Source organism: Chitinilyticum piscinae (assembly GCF_015223195.1).
In the GTDB taxonomy this organism is placed as follows: domain Bacteria; phylum Pseudomonadota; class Gammaproteobacteria; order Burkholderiales; family Chitinibacteraceae; genus Chitinilyticum; species Chitinilyticum piscinae.
In genome coordinates, this window is sequence record NZ_JADFUA010000001.1 from 240,075 (window position 1) to 256,604 (window position 16,530).

General features: G+C 61.3%; 12 protein-coding genes. 6 read left to right on the plus strand and 6 right to left on the minus strand.

Annotated features, from left to right (window positions below; translation table 11 throughout):
• Window positions 1-29 precede the first annotated feature (29 nt).
• Window positions 30-1,199 (plus strand): branched-chain amino acid ABC transporter substrate-binding protein, encoded by a 1,170-nt coding sequence (locus INR99_RS01110; protein ID WP_194114445.1) that lies wholly within the window; start codon window positions 30-32, stop codon window positions 1,197-1,199.
• A 46-nt stretch (window positions 1,200-1,245) separates the two neighbouring features.
• Here INR99_RS01110 and INR99_RS17650 read toward each other — a convergent pair whose 3' ends face one another.
• On the minus strand, window positions 1,246-1,371 hold the full coding sequence (locus INR99_RS17650; RefSeq protein WP_265588293.1) for a hypothetical protein: 126 nt from the start codon (window positions 1,369-1,371) through the stop codon (window positions 1,246-1,248).
• 172 nt (window positions 1,372-1,543) lie between these two features.
• On the opposite strand from INR99_RS17650, the gene INR99_RS01115 reads away from it, so the two are divergent.
• From INR99_RS01115 to INR99_RS01125, 3 genes are all read left to right on the plus strand, one after another.
• Complete coding sequence (locus tag INR99_RS01115; protein ID WP_228098022.1) at window positions 1,544-2,062, plus strand: GNAT family N-acetyltransferase; 519 nt, start codon at window positions 1,544-1,546, stop codon at window positions 2,060-2,062.
• Window positions 2,063-2,095: 33 nt separating this feature from the next.
• Window positions 2,096-2,974, plus strand: coding sequence for a phosphoribosylaminoimidazolesuccinocarboxamide synthase (locus INR99_RS01120; protein WP_194114447.1), 879 nt, complete (start codon window positions 2,096-2,098; stop codon window positions 2,972-2,974).
• 88 nt (window positions 2,975-3,062) lie between these two features.
• A complete protein-coding gene (locus tag INR99_RS01125) occupies window positions 3,063-5,402 on the plus strand; it encodes an ATP-binding protein (protein WP_194114448.1) in 2,340 nt (779 codons plus the stop codon).
• A 67-nt stretch (window positions 5,403-5,469) separates the two neighbouring features.
• On the opposite strand, the gene INR99_RS01130 is transcribed toward INR99_RS01125, so the two are convergent.
• Both INR99_RS01130 and INR99_RS01135 read right to left on the minus strand, forming a co-directional pair.
• Window positions 5,470-7,176: an LTA synthase family protein gene (locus tag INR99_RS01130; RefSeq protein WP_194114449.1), complete on the minus strand. Its 1,707-nt coding sequence runs from the start codon at window positions 7,174-7,176 to the stop codon at window positions 5,470-5,472.
• A gap of 116 nt (window positions 7,177-7,292) precedes the next feature.
• Complete coding sequence (locus INR99_RS01135; protein WP_194114450.1) at window positions 7,293-8,537, minus strand: hypothetical protein; 1,245 nt, start codon at window positions 8,535-8,537, stop codon at window positions 7,293-7,295.
• A gap of 202 nt (window positions 8,538-8,739) precedes the next feature.
• On the opposite strand from INR99_RS01135, the gene INR99_RS01140 reads away from it, so the two are divergent.
• Window positions 8,740-9,690, plus strand: coding sequence for an HDOD domain-containing protein (locus INR99_RS01140; protein ID WP_194114451.1), 951 nt, complete (start codon window positions 8,740-8,742; stop codon window positions 9,688-9,690).
• On the plus strand, window positions 9,683-11,713 hold the full coding sequence (locus tag INR99_RS01145) for a putative bifunctional diguanylate cyclase/phosphodiesterase (RefSeq protein ID WP_194114452.1): 2,031 nt from the start codon (window positions 9,683-9,685) through the stop codon (window positions 11,711-11,713). The genes INR99_RS01140 and INR99_RS01145 overlap by 8 nt, the downstream gene beginning before the upstream one ends.
• A 6-nt stretch (window positions 11,714-11,719) precedes the next feature.
• On the opposite strand, the gene INR99_RS01150 is transcribed toward INR99_RS01145, so the two are convergent.
• The 3 genes from INR99_RS01150 to INR99_RS17660 form a co-directional block, all read right to left on the minus strand.
• Window positions 11,720-12,517 (minus strand): inositol monophosphatase family protein, encoded by a 798-nt coding sequence (locus tag INR99_RS01150; protein ID WP_194114453.1) that lies wholly within the window; start codon window positions 12,515-12,517, stop codon window positions 11,720-11,722.
• 214 nt (window positions 12,518-12,731) lie between these two features.
• Window positions 12,732-15,224, minus strand: coding sequence for an Ig-like domain-containing protein (locus tag INR99_RS17655; protein ID WP_265588301.1), 2,493 nt, complete (start codon window positions 15,222-15,224; stop codon window positions 12,732-12,734).
• Window positions 15,109-16,341 (minus strand): retention module-containing protein, encoded by a 1,233-nt coding sequence (locus INR99_RS17660; protein ID WP_194114454.1) that lies wholly within the window; start codon window positions 16,339-16,341, stop codon window positions 15,109-15,111. Before INR99_RS17660 ends, INR99_RS17655 begins: the two co-directional genes overlap by 116 nt.
• Window positions 16,342-16,530 lie beyond the last annotated feature (189 nt).

The window sequence follows — 16,530 nt, forward strand, 5'->3', positions numbered from 1 at the left end:
AGAACAATCACGATCACCGAGGAATCTGCATGAAGACATGGCATCTGGGGCTGGCCACCATTGTGGCTGGCGGGCTGGCTCTGACCGGCTGCAACAAGGGTCAGGACGCGGCACAGGCGCAAGCCTCCGGCCCGGCCGAAGTCAAGATCGGCTTTGCCGCACCACTGACCGGCAGCCAGGCGCATTACGGCAAGGGCTACCAGAACGGCGTGCAGATGGCGCTGGATGACGTGAACAGCCAGAATCCGCAGATCGCCGGCAAACCGGTCAAGTTCGTGCTGATCGCCGAAGACGACATGGCCGATCCGAAAACGGCCACCCAGATCGCGCAGAAATTCGCCGACATGAAGCTGGCGGGGCTGATCGGCCACTTCAACTCCGGCACCACCATCCCGGCATCGAAAATCTACGCCGAGGCCAACCTGCCGCACATCGCCATGGCCACCGCTCCGGCGCTGACGCAGCAGGGCTTCAAGACCGCCTTCCGCTCGATGACCTCCGACACCCAGCAGGGCTCGGTGCTGGGCAAATACGTAGTCGAAAAGCTGGGCGCCAAAAAGATTGCCGTGATCGACGACCGCACCGCCTATGGTCAGGGACTGGCCGATGAATTCGAGAAGGCCGCCAAGGCCGCCGGCGCAAGCATCGTCAAGCGCGAATACACCAGCGACAAGGAAACGGACTTTTCGTCGATCCTGACCACCATCAAGAGCGCCGGCCCCGATCTGATTTTCTTCGGCGGCACCGACGTGCAATCCGGCCCGATGGTGAAGCAGAAGCTGCGCCTTGGCCTGCAGGCGCCGTTGGTCTCGGGTGAAATGACCCGCTCGGATACCTTCCTCAAGCTGGCCGGAACCGAGGCCGAAGGCACCATCGCCTCGCTGGCCGGCCTGCCGCTGGACAAGATGCCGGGCGGCCCGGATTTTGCCAAGCGCTACGAAGCCAAATACGGCCCGATGGAAATCTACACCCCCTACGGCTATGACGCGGCCCGCGTACTGCTGGCGGCCATGCAGCAAGCCAATTCGACCGATCCGGCCGTCTATCTGCCGGTGCTGGCCAAGATCGAATACACCGGAGGCGTTACCTCGGCCAAGATTGCCTACGACGACAAGGGCGACCTGAAGGACGGTGCCATTACCGTGTACAAGGTGGTCAGCGGCAAGTGGACCGTACTCGAAACGCTGGGCGACAAATAAGCGGGGTTCATGCATGCAAAAGGCGCCCCTCGGGGCGCCTTTTGTTTCAGCTGTCATCCCCCAGCTCCCCTTCCAGGGCCGCCGCACGATCAGCCGGGGGTGGCACCGGACAGGATGGCGGAACATCGGCAGGCTGATCGGGCGTGCTGGCAGCAGGCAGTGGCATATCCATGGCGGCAAACCTCGGCAAGTGACGGATTCTGAGCATGGCAAAAACCTGTCCAAAATCAGCCCCGTGACGATTAACGGTCACCAGTCTCCGCCAGCCGCCAGCAAAAGCCCGCCGTATCGGCTACGATGGAGCAGTTGCCCAATACCTCTGCGCCGGTATGACCTTCTCCGCAATGCTGCCCCGCCCGGCCCGGGCGGATGATTTCACCACCATCGTCGCCTGGCCGCAGGATGTGATCGAACTGCGCAACCTGTTCCCGCGCGCCCGCTGGCCCGCCGAGCTTGATGCCCTTGCCGCGCACCTCGCCGAACACAGCGATGGGCTAGTGCTGGCCGATCACCGCGACCAGCCGGTGGCCTACGCCTCGTTCTACAATGTGCAGCACAGCGGACGTGTGTGGATCGGCCATCTGATCATCCATCCGGCGTGGCGCCGCCAGGGACTGGGAGCCCGACTGCTGCGCGAAATGGAAGAACTGGCGGCCAGGCAATTTTCCGCCACCGAGATCGCCACCATCTGCTTTGCCGACAATGTCGGCGCACGGGTCTTTTACCAGCGGCAGGGCTTCCGTGCGGAAGGCTGGGAAACCCGGCTCGATCACCGCGAAGAGCCGATCCGCGTGCTGCGACTGGTACGCGGCCTGCCGGTCGGCAAGGCTGCATGCGAAACCGCGGCAAATCAGGCAAAATAGCGCCCTGTTTCCCGCATTTCGCAAAGGATAGCCATGAGCGGCCTGACCTCGACCAATCTGACCAGCCTGAAGAAAATCTACTCCGGCAAGGTTCGTGACCTCTATGAAATCGACGGCCAGCGCATGCTGATGATCGCCACCGACCGCCTCTCGGCCTTCGACGTGATCCTCGCCGAGCCGATTCCGGAAAAGGGCAAGATCCTCACCGCGATTTCCAACTTCTGGTTCGACAAGCTCAAGGATGTCGTTCCCAGCCACTTCACCGGCGAGCAGCCGGAGGACGTGGTCGATGCCTGCGATCGTCCGCAGGTCGCAGGGCGCGCCGTGGTGTGCAAGCGCCTGAAGCCGGTACCGGTCGAAGCCATTGTTCGCGGGTATATCGCTGGAAGCGGCTGGAAAGAATACAAACAACAAGGTACGGTATGCGGTATTCAGCTGCCGGCCGGTCTGCGCGAAGCCGACAAGCTGCCCGAGCCGATCTTCACCCCTTCGACCAAGGCCGCCGTCGGCGACCATGACGAAAACATCAGCTATGCCCGCTGCGAGGAAATCCTCGGCGCGGAACTCGCAGCCAAGGTGCGCGATACCGCCATCAAGCTGTATAAGGCCGCCAGCGAATACGCGGCCACACGCGGCATCATCATCGGCGACACCAAATTCGAATTCGGCCTCGATGCCGATGGCACACTGTGCCTGATGGACGAAGCGCTGACGCCAGACTCCAGCCGTTTCTGGCCGGCCGACCAGTATCAGCCGGGCAGCAACCCGCCCAGCTACGACAAGCAGTTCGTGCGTGACTGGCTGGAAAGCACCGGCTGGGACAAGACCCCGCCGGCACCGGCGCTGCCCGCTGAAGTCGCCGAAAAAACCGCGGCCAAATACCGCGAAGCACTACAAAAGCTGACAGCCTGATCCAGCGCCCCAGCCCGCCTTTCAGGCGGGCTGCTGTTTTTTGTCACCGCGCAGCCCACGTCTGGCCGGACTGTGCCATGCTGATGCCATGGACGTAATGCCTACCCAGCCCCCTTTCGTGATTCCGCCCGAGGCCGCCACCGGCCTCGCGGAAGTGCGTGCGCTGCTGAATAATCAGAAGCAGGATGCGATCCGGCGCTGCGAGGCGCTGATACGGCAGGCCCGGGCAGAGCGGCAGCCGGCGGTGCTGGTTGCGGCTGCCGAGCTCTACGGGCTGGTCGTGCCCGAATATGGCCGCAGCACACTCTATGAAGCCTTGCAGTACTGCCAGGCCTACAACTGGCAGCGCGCCGAAGCACGCCTTTGCGAACAGATCGCCCGCAGCTTCTACACCACCGGCCAGTACCGTCCGGCGCGCCAATACTGGCAACAGGCACTGCATCTGGCCAGCGAAACGGATGGGGAAGTCGAAACCCGGGTCTATGCCGAAGTCGGGCTGGGGCAGGTACATGATGCACTGGGTGATCATGCCGCCGCCGTCAGCAGCCACCAGCTCGCGCTGACGCTGGCACTGGAGGCTGGCCTTGAGGATCCGTATCTGCTGGCCAAGATCCGCATCAATCTGGCGGTCAACCTGCTGGCCTGCGGGCAGGATGACGAGGCACACCGTGCACTGACCGCCGCCCTGGCGGGTTGCCGCGCGGCACAGTTACTCGACTATGCCGCGGAAGCCCTCAGCCGGCTCGGCGAAATCGCCTTGCGCGCCGGGGAGCTGAACACCGCACGGCAACACTTCAGCGAAGCGTTGCAGATTACGCGGCTGATCGATTACTACTGGGCGCAGACCAGCCTGCTGCACCAGCTCAGCCTGCTGGCAGCGGCCAGCGGGGATTTGCTGCAGGCACTGGAACTGAACCGGGAAGGCATGGGCCTGGCCGAGCTGATCGGCTACCAGCACCTGCGCATGCAGATGCTGGAAGAATCCGCCAGCTATGCCGAACAGCGCGGCGATCTGCCCGCAGCCCTGCAGCATCTGCAGCAGTTGCTGCGCCTGCGTTCACAGCAGACCAATACCGCGGCGAGCACCGAGGGCGACACCCTGGCTGACCGGGAGCGCCAGCTGCTTGATCTGGCCAGCCATGAACTCGTCGAGCACGGTGACTGCACGGCAGCATTGCAGTTGCTGCTGGAGCAAGCCTGCCTGTTGTTCGGCTGCAGTGGCGGCAGCCTCTGGCTGATACAGGAACAGGATGCCCTGTTATGCCAGCTGCGCCATGCGTCAACCGCTCCGGCACAGCTGCCATGGCACGAGGGCGCGGCGCTGCTGCACTTCCTGCAACGTCGCACACACCTGAATGCGCCGCTCGCACGCGAACATCCGCTGACCGAGCCACTGCTGGGGCAGTGGCACGGCGCCCCGCCGCAGTCACTACTGATCGCTCCGGTCTCGGACGGCAGTGCCAGCTGGCTGATCTGGCTGGAACGCGGTGAAAATCGCCAGTACTGGCTACCGGATGATGAAACCCTGTTCGCCCGGTTTGGCGAACTGGTGCGCCGGGTACTGCAACGCCGGCGCCAGCAGATACTGGGAGCCGAGCTGGCGGAAATCAATCAGGCTCTGCAGCAGGATAATCAGGCCCTGGCCGTGCATGTCGCACAACGCGGAGCAGCCCTGCAGCAAGCCCTGACCCAGCTTGCCCACAGCGAGCGGCTCGCCACCACCGGACGCCTTATGGCCGGGATGGCACATGAACTCAATACGCCACTAGGCATAGCGGTCACCGCTGCCTCGACGCTGGCCAGCAGTCTGGCGGAGCTCTCCGGGCTGATCCGGCATGGCCGCCCCGGCCGGGAAGACGTCCTGCAGGAGCTCAGCCAGCAGGCTGCGGCGGCAAGCCTGTGTGCCAGCAATGTGCAGCGTGCCGCCGATCTCGTGCAGCGCTACCGGACCTTGAGCGGCTTGCAGGATCAGGAAAGCGCCGTGATCTCCTCGGTGCACGACGTGCTGCAAGGTGTCATCCAGCTCTATCGTGAGCCGCTGGAGCAGCGGGGCCACCAAGTGCAGCTTGTGGCTGACCCGGCACTGCGCTGGTGCCTGAAGCCAGCAGCTCTGCAGCAGGCCCTCGCCCAGCTGCTGGGCAATGTTATCGAACATACATTTCCGGCACCGAGAACGGGTCTGGTCACACTGGCTGCGCATGAGGGCGGTGGCCGGCTGCGGCTGCAGTTACGGGATAATGGTGTCGGCATGCCCGCCGCAGCCGTACGCTATGCCTTTGACCCTTTCTATCTGCGCCAACTGGGCTCGGGTGGCGGACTGGGTCTTTACAGTGCCTACAACCTGATCACTGCCGTAATGGGGGGAGAGATCAGCCTCAGCAGTGAAGCCGGCCAGTTTCTGCAGATCGATATCACCCTGCCGGGTTGATAGGTACGCGCAACCCTATACAAACAAAACCCTTGCTTCAAATACATCGGCACCACATACCCGTCACTCAAAAGAGCCGTTCACCATACAGCCCCAGCGGAAAAGTCTGGCGCCAGCGCACCGGCTCATGTTCGAGCAAGGTATCGACTGGCTGGCGGCAACGCGCCAGTACCGCGCGCCAGAAAGCGTCATCCTGCCCGGGAACCAGCCCGGCCAGCTCGGCCGGCAGGCAGAACATCGGCCGGTCATTCAGGCGCTCAGCCAGCGCCTTCCCGGCTTGCGGATCGCTCAGCCGCACATAGGCACTGCTTTGCGCGCGCGCCTGCCATTGTGCCTTGTTCATGTTCGGAATGAAGCGGTAACTGTCATTGTGCGCCCCCCGCGACAGGAACAAGCTGGCTGGCAGCACGCCGGCTCGCTCGAAGGCACCGGTCAGGGTCGGCTTGTGATCGCCGAACACGACAATTGCTAGCGGCCGCTTGCGCTTGTGCGCTTCTTTCTCCAGCGCGGAGAAGAACGCCGTCATGTCTTTCATGGCCTCACCCAGCCGCAGGTCATAATCCTTCCGGCCAAAATCATCGCCTTCATGGGTAAAGGCGCCATGGGTGCGCACGGTAATCAGAAACATGAAATTCGGTTGCTTGCGCGGGCTTTTCCGGTAAGCCTCCAGCGCCGCGTCATACAGCAGCGCATCCTGCGGCCAGCCGCGGGTTCGCCAGGGCATGTCCTCGACAAAGCGGGTAGCGGTAAATCCGAAGGCTGGGTAGAGCTCCTGCCGGCGCCAGAAATTCGCGTAGAAGTTGTGCAAGCCGCTGGTCTGGTAACCAGCATCGCGGAAACGGCTGACGAGGGTTCGGGCATCGCGGCGGAAATCCTGCGCATAACTCTGGTAATCAATGCCGGGCAATACCGCAGAGGATAGACCGGTCAGCACCTCGAATTCGGCCTCCGCCGTTCCACCGCCATAGACCGGGCTGATCAGGTAGAACGGCGAGAAGCCCCGCTGCCCCAGCTGCTGCATCGCAGTCGGAAAGCGGTCATCAAAGCTGGTAAAGCAGCCTTCGCAGAGAATCATCACCACATCTGGCCGCTCGGCTGGCAGCGCGTATTCGACCTGCCTCTGGTAAAAATCGTGCGGCGCAGCCCGGGGAGGCCGCACCACTTCGGCAGTCTGGAACAGGTGCGCAAGCATGCCGTTAGTGCGGGCATTCACCAGATGGTTGTATTCGTGATACTGCACGCCCAGCAGACGCAGCCCCTGCCGGACATACCAGCTGCCACTGTCATGCAGCGGCAGCTGGAGAACCAGCAGCATCGGCAGCGCACTGGCAGGGACGGATGCCAGCAGCCACCTGCGGCGGCTGCGGGGTGTACGGTAATACCAGCCGACGATGAGCGACAGCAGCAATATCACAAGGGCCACATACATGCCCGGGATAATGTAGCTGCTCAGCGCCACGCCCTGCGCGACCTCAAGCAGATCGCGAGCCAGCAACGGGCTGCCGGTCTGGGCCTCCTTGATCTGGTTGACACTGAGCAGCAGGTATTCAATGGCCAGGCTGGCGGTTACAGCAGCCCAGCGTGCCAGCGGGAAAGCAAGCAACCAGTACAGCAGCAAGACAAACACCAGCCGTGCCGGGGAAATCGCATCGGCTTCCAGCAGGATGCGGCCCAGCAGCAAAGCCAGGACTGGTCCCCACAGCAGCAACAGTCGCCGCCAGCGCAGCGGTACAGTTTGCCAGCGGCAAAGCAGCTGCTGGCGCAATTCGGTCATAAAAGGCATGCGGCACTACAAATGCACGGCGGCCACATCGTGGCCGCCGTGACGTTGCAAAACGAGAGGTCAGTTTAACATCGCCAGCCACCGCGCCAAGCCTCGTGCCCCTCCGCTTATCCGCCGGCAGCGGCAATCCGGCGTGCCAGCTGCTGCCGGTAGCTGTCTTCGAAGCGCCCGCCCATAAAGCGTGCTTCGCGGATGCTGGCAAAAGCCCCCCCGGACATGTAATCGGCATGCAGCTCGTACTCATAGAGCCTGACGAAAAGATCGGGGTCGCGCTCGGCCGGTGACCACTGGGTCAATCCCGCGGCGATAACCAGACTCTTGTCACTCCAGTCCGCCAGTTCGGGATAGGACATGCGCATCTGGTCGGCCAGGGTACGCACCCGGTAGACCGTGCTGTTTTCCGGGCGCTCGGCATCCCAGTCGTAATTGAGGTCGGCATCTTCAAAACGCTGCTGGCAAAGCGGGAAACGCTGTGTGATGCGCCCTTCGCGGATGATCTGGCGATCACGCGCAATCCCGTCGGCTTCCGTGTGCGCATCCCGTGCCGGATAACGCTGGCGCAGCATCCAGTGATCATATTCCAGCTGTACCCAGCCATTTTCGTCCGGTGCATCCGGGAGGATGCGCGGCGAGGGGTGAATATCGTCCCCCCCTTCTTCCACCAGCTGCCGGGCATACTCCGGCGAACAGCGGTTGGCCGTACGCCCGCGAAAGAGCAGGAAATCCGGCCAGCGGCCATAGCACACCACATAACTGCAATCATCGCGGAAAACCGCTGGCGCCCCCTCAATCTCGCGCCCATCCGGCAACAGATGGGCCAGCACCTGCCAGGGGCAGCCGTTCAGTTCGACATGCGGGTATTCACTATGACCCATGGCCTGCGCCGCGTTGATGACGACGGGATAAACCCCGGCGATCTCGACTACGGCATACCAGGGCTGACCACCGCTGGTGGGCGGCGGATAGGGCAAGGGGGCCAGCCCGGAGCGGATGCGCTGGAACAGGGCACTGTGTTCCCAGTCAGGCTCCGCCGGGATGTAGGGGCGCAAACCGCCATGGTCGGTGGCTGGCAGTCCTTCGGGAAGCTGCCAGCTGCTGGCGACTTCGATAAAGCGGCCCGCCGCCTGCAGCAGCAGCAAATCATGGCGGGAATAGCGCCCAAAGCGCCCAGGCAGGTATTCGTCCTGCAGCGCGGCCAGCGTTGCCGCCAGTCGCCGCACCAGTTCGGTCTGCGCCGGATCCAGCGCCATGGCCAGCAGTTGCGGCATGGAAAAATCACTGGCCATCGCCAGCACCTGTGCCAGTCGTCCGTTATCGGATTCCAGCAAGGTCGAGCTATCGCGCATGCTCATGGTACAGCCCCCTGTTCGTGCACAAGTTTGCCTTGTGTCTGCCAGCCTGAAACGGCATCGAACTCCAGCATAGTCTTTTATTTGCTGCGGCGCAGCAATTGAAGACAGCCGGCAGACAGAATCAGCCAGCTGTACAGCTGCGGCTTGCGTCGTCCTGATCCGCCGACTAGCGTGTAAGCATTGCGTTCACTCCACCGGAGCCATGGCACTCATTCATTTACACCCCCTCTGGGATCCTGCAGGGCAGTGGCAGGCTCTGTTCGCGCTGTGCCCGCGGGAGCAACAGCCGTGGCTGGCCGAACAGCTCGCAGACACCCCCGCACTACACGAGTTGCCCTGCTATGTCCCGGGGGCACTCCCCGATCTACCCCAGTTGCAAAACCTGCAGCTACAGGGAAAGCTCTGGCTGGGTGAGGGCGTTCGCATCACTGGCGGTTACAGCACAGCGACTTTTCTGCAGACACTGCCGGCGGGCAGCCTCTGCTATGGCAACGGCTATCTGCATGCCCAGCACACGCTGCAAGGTCATCCAAGCCAGCCGGCATTGATGCACATCCTGTCGCTGGTCGTGGACGATGCGGATACCCGCCAGCTGGAAGAAGCCTTTGCCCATGCGCCGTCGCTGACGGTCAGCCTGCTCAAGCTGGTCAATTCGGTCGGCATCGGCAGCCGTGTCGAAGTCACCAGCATCCGGCATGCGATTACGGTACTCGGGCGCCGCCAGCTGCAGCGCTGGTTGCAGCTGCTGCTGTATGCCGAGCAATTCGCCGACAGCGAGGGCAATCGGGCATTGATGACCGGCGCCGCACTGCGAGCTAAGCGGCTGGAACAATGGGCCGAGCGCAGCTGGCTGAATCACCCCGCGGACAGCGCCTTTCTGATCGGCATGCTCTCACTGCTGGACCGGCTTTTCGGCGTTCCCTTGCAGGAGCTGCTGGCCGGCCTGCCGTTGCCGCCCGCATTGCGTGATGCCTTGCTTGCCCATGAAGGCGAACTGGGCAGGGCGTTGCTCGCTGCCGAAGCACTCGAAACAGCCAGCAGCACTGAATTGCCTGCCTCCAGCATCACCCCAAGAGCCTGGCTGGAAAGCGAAGTCGCGGCGCTGGGCTGGGCACGTCAGCTCCAGACGCAAGGACACACGCAGCGTGCATAACGAACTGGACATCAGTGCCCGCCTGCTGGATCAGCTGGAAGCCTCGCTGATCGTACTGGATCCGCAGGGCTATATCACCGGCTGGAACAGCGGTGCCACACAGCTGTTTGGCTATACGCCGGAGGAAATCCTTGGCCAGCATATCCTGCGACTGTATGCGGATGAAAACGAAGACGACGCAGAACTGTTCAATACCGTTTTTGCCAGTGGCCGCGGCACGGTCGAAGTACGCCGCCGCCGCAAGAACGGCGACATTTTCTGGGCCCGCATCCAGCTGATTCTGGTGCGCAACAGCAGTGGCCAGCCGGAACGCCTGATCGGCTTCGTGCACGACATCAGCGAGCAGATTGCCAGTCGGGAGCACGCTGACCTGCTGTCCCGGGTATTTCTGAGCACGCCGGACGCCATCGTCATCACCAACCCGCAACGGCAAATCATCAACGTCAACCCCGCGTATTGCCGCATCAGCGGGCGCAGTGCGCAACAGGCACAGGGGCAGACCCCCGGCTTCCTGCAGCATCCGGAGCTCGGCCACCAGATCGATGCCGAATTGCAGACGACCGGCCACTGGGAAGGCGAATTGTGGGAGCTGCGCGAAGACGGCACCCGTTATCCGGTCTGGCTGTCGCTGGCCGCCGTCAGCGGCAAGCACGGTGAAGTGCTCAATTATTTTGCCGTTTTTTCCGATCTCACCGAGCGCAAGGCGGCCGAAGAGCAGATCCACCGGCTGGCCTATTATGATTCGCTCACCAGCATGCCCAACCGGGCCCTGCTGTTTACCCTGCTCGAACAGGCGCTTGCCGAAGCCCGCCGCCAGCGCAATACCGGTGCGGTGATGTGCTTCAATCTGGTGGGCTTCAAAGCCATCAATGATTCGTTTGGCCATGGCGGTGGCGACCGCCTCTTGGTTGAGTTATCCCAGCGCATCCGTGCCTGCCTGCGTGAAGAGGACGTGCTGGCCCGCTTCGGCGCCGACGAGTTTTACATCGGCCTGTTCGATATTGCACACCGTGATGATGCGGCACTGGTTGCCCGCCGCATTCTCGAACGCATCAACGAACCGATCGAGCTGGAGCGCGAAGAAGTCATGCTCAAGGCACACATCGGCATGACCGTTTACCCCGACGACGGCCGTGATGCCGATCGGCTGATCAATGACGCAGCCGTCGCAATGAACCGCGCCAAACAGGCCGATCAACCCTATCTGTTCTATTCCGCCGAGATGAACCGGCGCAGTCTCGCCCGCATCAAACTGGCCACCGATCTGCATCACGCCATCGAAAGGAATGAACTGCGGCTGTATTTCCAACCGCAGATCAATCCGGAATCAGGCCTGATCAGCGGCGCCGAAGCACTGATCCGCTGGCAGCATCCGGTTCGCGGGTTGCTGTCGCCCGGTGAATTCATCCCCTTTGCCGAAGAAAATGGCCTGATCGGACTGGTCGGAAACTGGGTAATCGAAGCTGCCTGCCAGCAACTAGCGCAATGGCAGCAGGATGGCCTGCATTTGCCGAGACTGGCGGTCAATCTGTCCGCACGACAATTCCAGCCCGGGCTGGCCGAGCGCTTGCTGCAGGTCCTGCGCCCTTACCACATCCAGCCAGCCCAGCTGGAGCTGGAAATTACCGAAACGCTGCTGATGCAGGTGGACGAGCGCATGACCCAGATGCTGCAGGAGCTGCACGACGCTGGATTTACGCTAGCACTGGACGATTTCGGCACGGGCTATTCCAATCTGGCCTACCTGCTGGCCTTTCCGATCGACTATCTGAAAATTGACCAGCGCTTCGTTCGTGGCCTGCCGTATGACGCCAACAACGTCGCCATCGTTCGCGCCATCATCGGCATTGCGCAGAATCTGGGGCTGGAGCTGATCGCCGAAGGCGTCGAAACCATCGAGGAAGCACGCTTTCTGGCTGGCATGGACTGCGATCTGCTGCAGGGCTTCTATCTGGCACGCCCGCTGCCAGCCGAGGAATTCACCCGCCTGCTACGCGACGGCATTGCCCAACCAGTCAACTAGGTAATACTAGCGATTCTGCCGCACCCAGCTGCGCCACGACTCGTACAGCGCCGGAGTACGCGCAGCGACCGCCGAGCGCTGCCACGGATTTTCCTGCCAGTAATCCGGCTGGTGAATGGCGCCGACAACACCACCTGACTCCAGCAGGATCAGCACACCAGCGGCGTAATCCCACAGTTTCTGGCCGCCGTGCAGCAGCACATCAGTGCGCCCGGCCGCTAGCCAGCACCAATCCACCGTCGACGCACCGAAGTTGCGATGGTTATGAAACGGCCCGACCGTCACCACACGCGCCGCAAGGTGCCCGGACAGCCATTTGGTTTCGATGCTTGCAACCGCATCGGACAGCGTCTTGTCATCACTCACCAGCGGCAGGCGCTGCTGATTCAGCCACGCCCCTGTGCCGGCTGCGGCACTGAAACACTCATCCAGCACCGGCAGATAGACGACCCCCAGTTGCGGACGCCCCTGCCGCATCAGTGCAATCGATACCGCAAAATACGGCAGGCCATGCGCAAAGTTGGTCGTTCCGTCGATGGGGTCGACGACCCACAATCCCTCGGGATGATCTCGCCACAGCGCCTCCTGTTCGGCCTGGCTCATTTCCTCGCCGAGCACCGGACAATCGACAATGGCCGGCAGCAGCCGCTGCAACGCCTGCTGTGCCGCCAGATCCGCCTCGGTAAAGAGACTGCCGTCGTGTTTTTTCTCGGCCACAACTTTCTGGTAGCGGGGCATGATTTCTTCGGCCCCGACCTGGCGGGCAACGGCGCACAAGCGCTGCAGTTGGGTCAGTAAATCCATGGTTTCCAATAGATGCCCGTCTGGCATCCGAGCGATGGCAATACCCTTAATTTACCATCAAGCCGGACTCCCGGTGCTGTGCGGCATCAGCAGCCCTTACCGGGTATTCCACCTAAGCAGAAACCCGCAGCGGCCCGGACAAGAAAAAACAAGGGTATAAGGCCATAACCCTTTATTTGAAAGGATTACAGCCTTATACCCAAACCACCTGCAATCAGTCTGTGATCAGTTTGTTCTGATTCAACAGTTGCTGGATGATGGCCTGATCGCTCGAAGTGCCATTGGCAGTGAGATCCACACCCTGCAACACGATCACCTGATCCTCCTTGCCACCCACATCACTATGAAACGCGTTGGTCGTATCGAACTTGCCACCCGAGCTGATGTGCACAATGGTGTTGTTACCCGATTTTTCAAAGTGCAGATACTGCGCCAGATTCCCAGTGTCATTGGCACCATGCGTTTCGCCCTGCAGCAGATCCTTGATATGCAGCACATCCTTCTCGCCACCCAGTCCAAAATCGGTGATGGTGTCGTTAGCGGGTGCACCGACACCTCCCTTATCTGACAGCCCCCAGTAGAAGGTATCCGCACCGAGACCGCCAGTCAGCGTGTCGTTACCGGTGTCGCCGCGCAGGATGTCGTTGCCAGAGCCACCGTAAAGCGTGTCATTGTCACCCCCCCCACGCAGCACATCCATGTCAACACCACCGTACAGAACATCATTGCCGCTATTGCCATAGAGTGCGTCCACACCGCCTTCACCAAAAATGGTGTCGTTACCAGAACCACCATTACCCAGATCGGAGATCGGCTGCATCTCGGCATTGATGCTGGTCAGCAGCAACTCTTTGCCGGCATCAACCAGACCTGCCTCATCCGCCTTCAGGAAAGTCGATGCCATCAGCTGGTCGAATGTCGGGACTTTTACGGCCTGATCCGGGCTCTGGGTTTCTCCCAGGTAGAGCACATCATTGCCATTGCCACCCTCAATACGATCATTACTGGCGCCTGACGAGAGCACTTGATTAGGGGAGGTAGTATTAACAATTATGGGGCCGACCCCGCCACCACCCGGCGTACCGGGTCCCGGATTGTAGGCTGCGCTGTCCCACGTCACCGTATTCCCTGTCGCAGTCATGGTGGTCACCCCGCCATGCCCGTCCAGCATATTGGGATTGTTGTCGATGGTAATGCCAATCTGGCCCGATACGCTGACCGTGCCATCGGCAACACTGTAAGTGAACGAGCCAACATCGGTCGTGCTGCTGATACCGCCCGGCAGGACATATTGCAGGCCCGTCAGCTGGGCAACCGTCAACGTCATGCCATTGGTGACCGCCGTACCATCGGCCAGCAATACCTGCCCCAGAGTCGGCAGGCCAGTCACGGTAATGGTCATCGCATCACCATCGGCATCGGTCGGAGCAGCAATCCCGAGCGAAATCGGCATGCCCTCGCGGCCCTGGACGGAGTGGCTGTCCACTACCGGCGCATCATTGACCGGAGTGACATTGACCTTGACGACCGAATCCACCTTCCCGCCATGGCCATCACTCACCGTCACCGTAAAGGTGTCGCTACCGCTGTAATCCTTGTTCGGCGTATAGACATACGCCCCGGTCTTCGAGTCGATCGTGACCGTGCCATGTGTCGGTGCAGTACCGGATTTGAGTGTATAGGTCAGGATGTCGGTTGCATCCGCATCGGTCGCGACGATCTTGCCGTTGAGGGCCACGTCTTCCGGGGTACTCACTGTCTGGTTGCTGCTGACCGGTGCATCATTGACGGCAGTAACCTGCACCGTCACCTTCGCCGTATCGGTTCCGCCCTTGCCATCGCTGATGGTGTAGGTAAACGTCGCCGGCCCGTTGTAATTGGCATTCGGTGTAAACACCACATTGCCCCCCACCAGAGCCACGGTGCCGTGCGTCGCATCCTGCACCGAGATGATGTTGAGCGTATCGCCGTCCGCATCGCGGTCATTCGCAAGAAGCGTGGCTTTGCTGATCGTCAGCGCCGTATCTTCGGTTGTGGCAAAGGGCGTCTGGCTGGTCAGCGTATAGCTGGACAGCGGTTTGTATGTGCCCGTTCCAGGGCGCAGCTCGGGCTGGAACACGGCCTGCCCACCTTGATCCCAGTACAGGATTTCGATGGTATGCGCACCACTGGTACCCACAGTGAACGAAGCATGTTCGGTGCCGGTCGGCGACTGATTCTTGTTGACCTCGGCCACTTTCACGCCATCGACATAAATTACATAGCCATCATCCGCAAGCACCTTGAAGTTATAGGTACCGGCATCAAGCGTGATATTGCCGCTCATGCGGATGATTGCGTCAGTACTGTTGGCCGGATCGGTATTCAGCGTAGACGCATCACTCCCCAGGAAAGTCTGCAGATTATTATTGCCGCCCAGATCACCGTCATTCAACGAATAACTGATGTTTTTAGCCGTAAACACGGCAGAGGCATTATGCGTAGCGATGAAATCCTTGATCATCGACAGTGAGGTCAGATTGCCGCCATCTGCCAGCGCGCCTTCCTGATATGCAAAATACTCGGAGCGCAGGCCCGTGGTGGTAGCCGGATCATCCACGGCATCTGGTGCATCGTTGGTGCCGAGGATGTCGATGGTGACCGTCGACTTGGTGCCGTCCTTGGCTGTCACGTCGAAGGTCTGGGTGACCTTCTGCCCTTCGGCCAGCGCCTGCACCGTCGGGCTGCTGTTGTCGATGGTGAAGGGCGAAGGTCTGGGTGACCTTCTGCCCTTCGGCCAGCGCCTGCACCGTCGGGCTGCTGTTGTCGATGGTGAAGGTCCAGTTGCCGTCCTTGTCGATGCTGAACGTGCCGTAGGCGTTGGTCTTGCTCGACGGGGTCATTTCCGACTGGTTGGCGTCCGCATCCACCACGGTCAGCTTGCCGCTGGCGATGGTCTGGGCGGCCGTGTCTTCCTTGACGGTGCCGCTGCCCTTGTCGCCCGTGGCCTGACCGATCTGCGGCACGTCATCCTTGCCGGCAACATTGACGGTAACGGTAGTCTTGCTGCCATCGCTGAGGGTCACCGTGAAGGTTTCCGTCTTGCGATCCGCATCGGTCAAAGCCTGGACTGCCGAATCACCATTCTTGAGGGTATACGTCCACTTGCCATCCGTATCAATGGACAGCGAGCCATACACGCCATTCTGGCTGTCGGCTACGAAGGTCGCGCCACCGGTCGCAGTCAGCTGGCCACTGTCGCTGGTCTTGACGTCTTCCTGTACGCTGCCGGTGCCGGTGGTTGCGGTAACTTTATCTGCCACGGTCTCGGTAGTGGCTGTGCCATCTGTACCGGTCACCTGACGGAATTCACGCTCGGCAGTGCCGCCAGCGCCAAAATTGAACCGGACCGGATCGAGCTCTTCGGCGATCCGCAGCAGTTGCACGAAACCATGACCCTCCTCCTGCCCGCCAGCGGTCAGACCGGCTGCGGTCGCTTCCAGTTCGGTGGAGAGATCCTTGCCCTGATCCAAGGCGGCCAGAATCTGGTCGACGCTTTGGCCTGCATCGGCAATCCTGGCTTCCGTGGCATCAGTCGGATTCAGACCACTGAGGTCCCCGTCGATCAGCACGGAGCGATCCGGCCCCAGCTCGACTAGTTGGCCATTGGGCAGCAGCAGGGTTACCTTGCCATCGGCGCCGGTAACCAGTACCTGACCTTCATGGAGTGCTTCGCCATTGGCTACGGGAAGCAGGCTGCCATCAGGCTGGCGGATGAAGGCGCGGCCTTCGACGACCAGCAGGGTTTTGGCGTTATCTGCGTGCGGGGTGGACTGCTCGGCCATGACGGGAACTCCAGAATTAGCATTATCTGATGTGGAAGATATGCTGTCTGGCTGGCAGAGGCGATTGTACTGAAGTACAAGTCGCGTCGCTTTGTTCGGATTTGATTCAATCCAAGCTCATTCCAGATCGATCTAAGCCTTGGCATGCGACCATGCTAGAGTCTTTCGCATCTCTGACCCTCACCCATC

Excerpts from the sequence above, each read along its gene's own strand:
- INR99_RS01110 (WP_194114445.1), top strand. The coding sequence starts at position 30 with ATGAAGACATGGCATCTGGGGCTGGCCACCATTGTGGCTGGCGGGCTG.
- INR99_RS17650 (WP_265588293.1), bottom strand. The coding sequence starts at position 1,371 with ATGGATATGCCACTGCCTGCTGCCAGCACGCCCGATCAGCCTGCCGAT.
- INR99_RS01115 (WP_228098022.1), top strand. The coding sequence starts at position 1,544 with ATGCTGCCCCGCCCGGCCCGGGCGGATGATTTCACCACCATCGTCGCC.
- INR99_RS01120 (WP_194114447.1), top strand. The coding sequence starts at position 2,096 with ATGAGCGGCCTGACCTCGACCAATCTGACCAGCCTGAAGAAAATCTAC.
- INR99_RS01125 (WP_194114448.1), top strand. The coding sequence starts at position 3,063 with ATGGACGTAATGCCTACCCAGCCCCCTTTCGTGATTCCGCCCGAGGCC.
- INR99_RS01130 (WP_194114449.1), bottom strand. The coding sequence starts at position 7,176 with ATGACCGAATTGCGCCAGCAGCTGCTTTGCCGCTGGCAAACTGTACCG.
- INR99_RS01135 (WP_194114450.1), bottom strand. The coding sequence starts at position 8,537 with ATGAGCATGCGCGATAGCTCGACCTTGCTGGAATCCGATAACGGACGA.
- INR99_RS01140 (WP_194114451.1), top strand. The coding sequence starts at position 8,740 with ATGGCACTCATTCATTTACACCCCCTCTGGGATCCTGCAGGGCAGTGG.
- INR99_RS01150 (WP_194114453.1), bottom strand. The coding sequence starts at position 12,517 with ATGGATTTACTGACCCAACTGCAGCGCTTGTGCGCCGTTGCCCGCCAG.
- INR99_RS17660 (WP_194114454.1), bottom strand. The coding sequence starts at position 16,341 with ATGGCCGAGCAGTCCACCCCGCACGCAGATAACGCCAAAACCCTGCTG.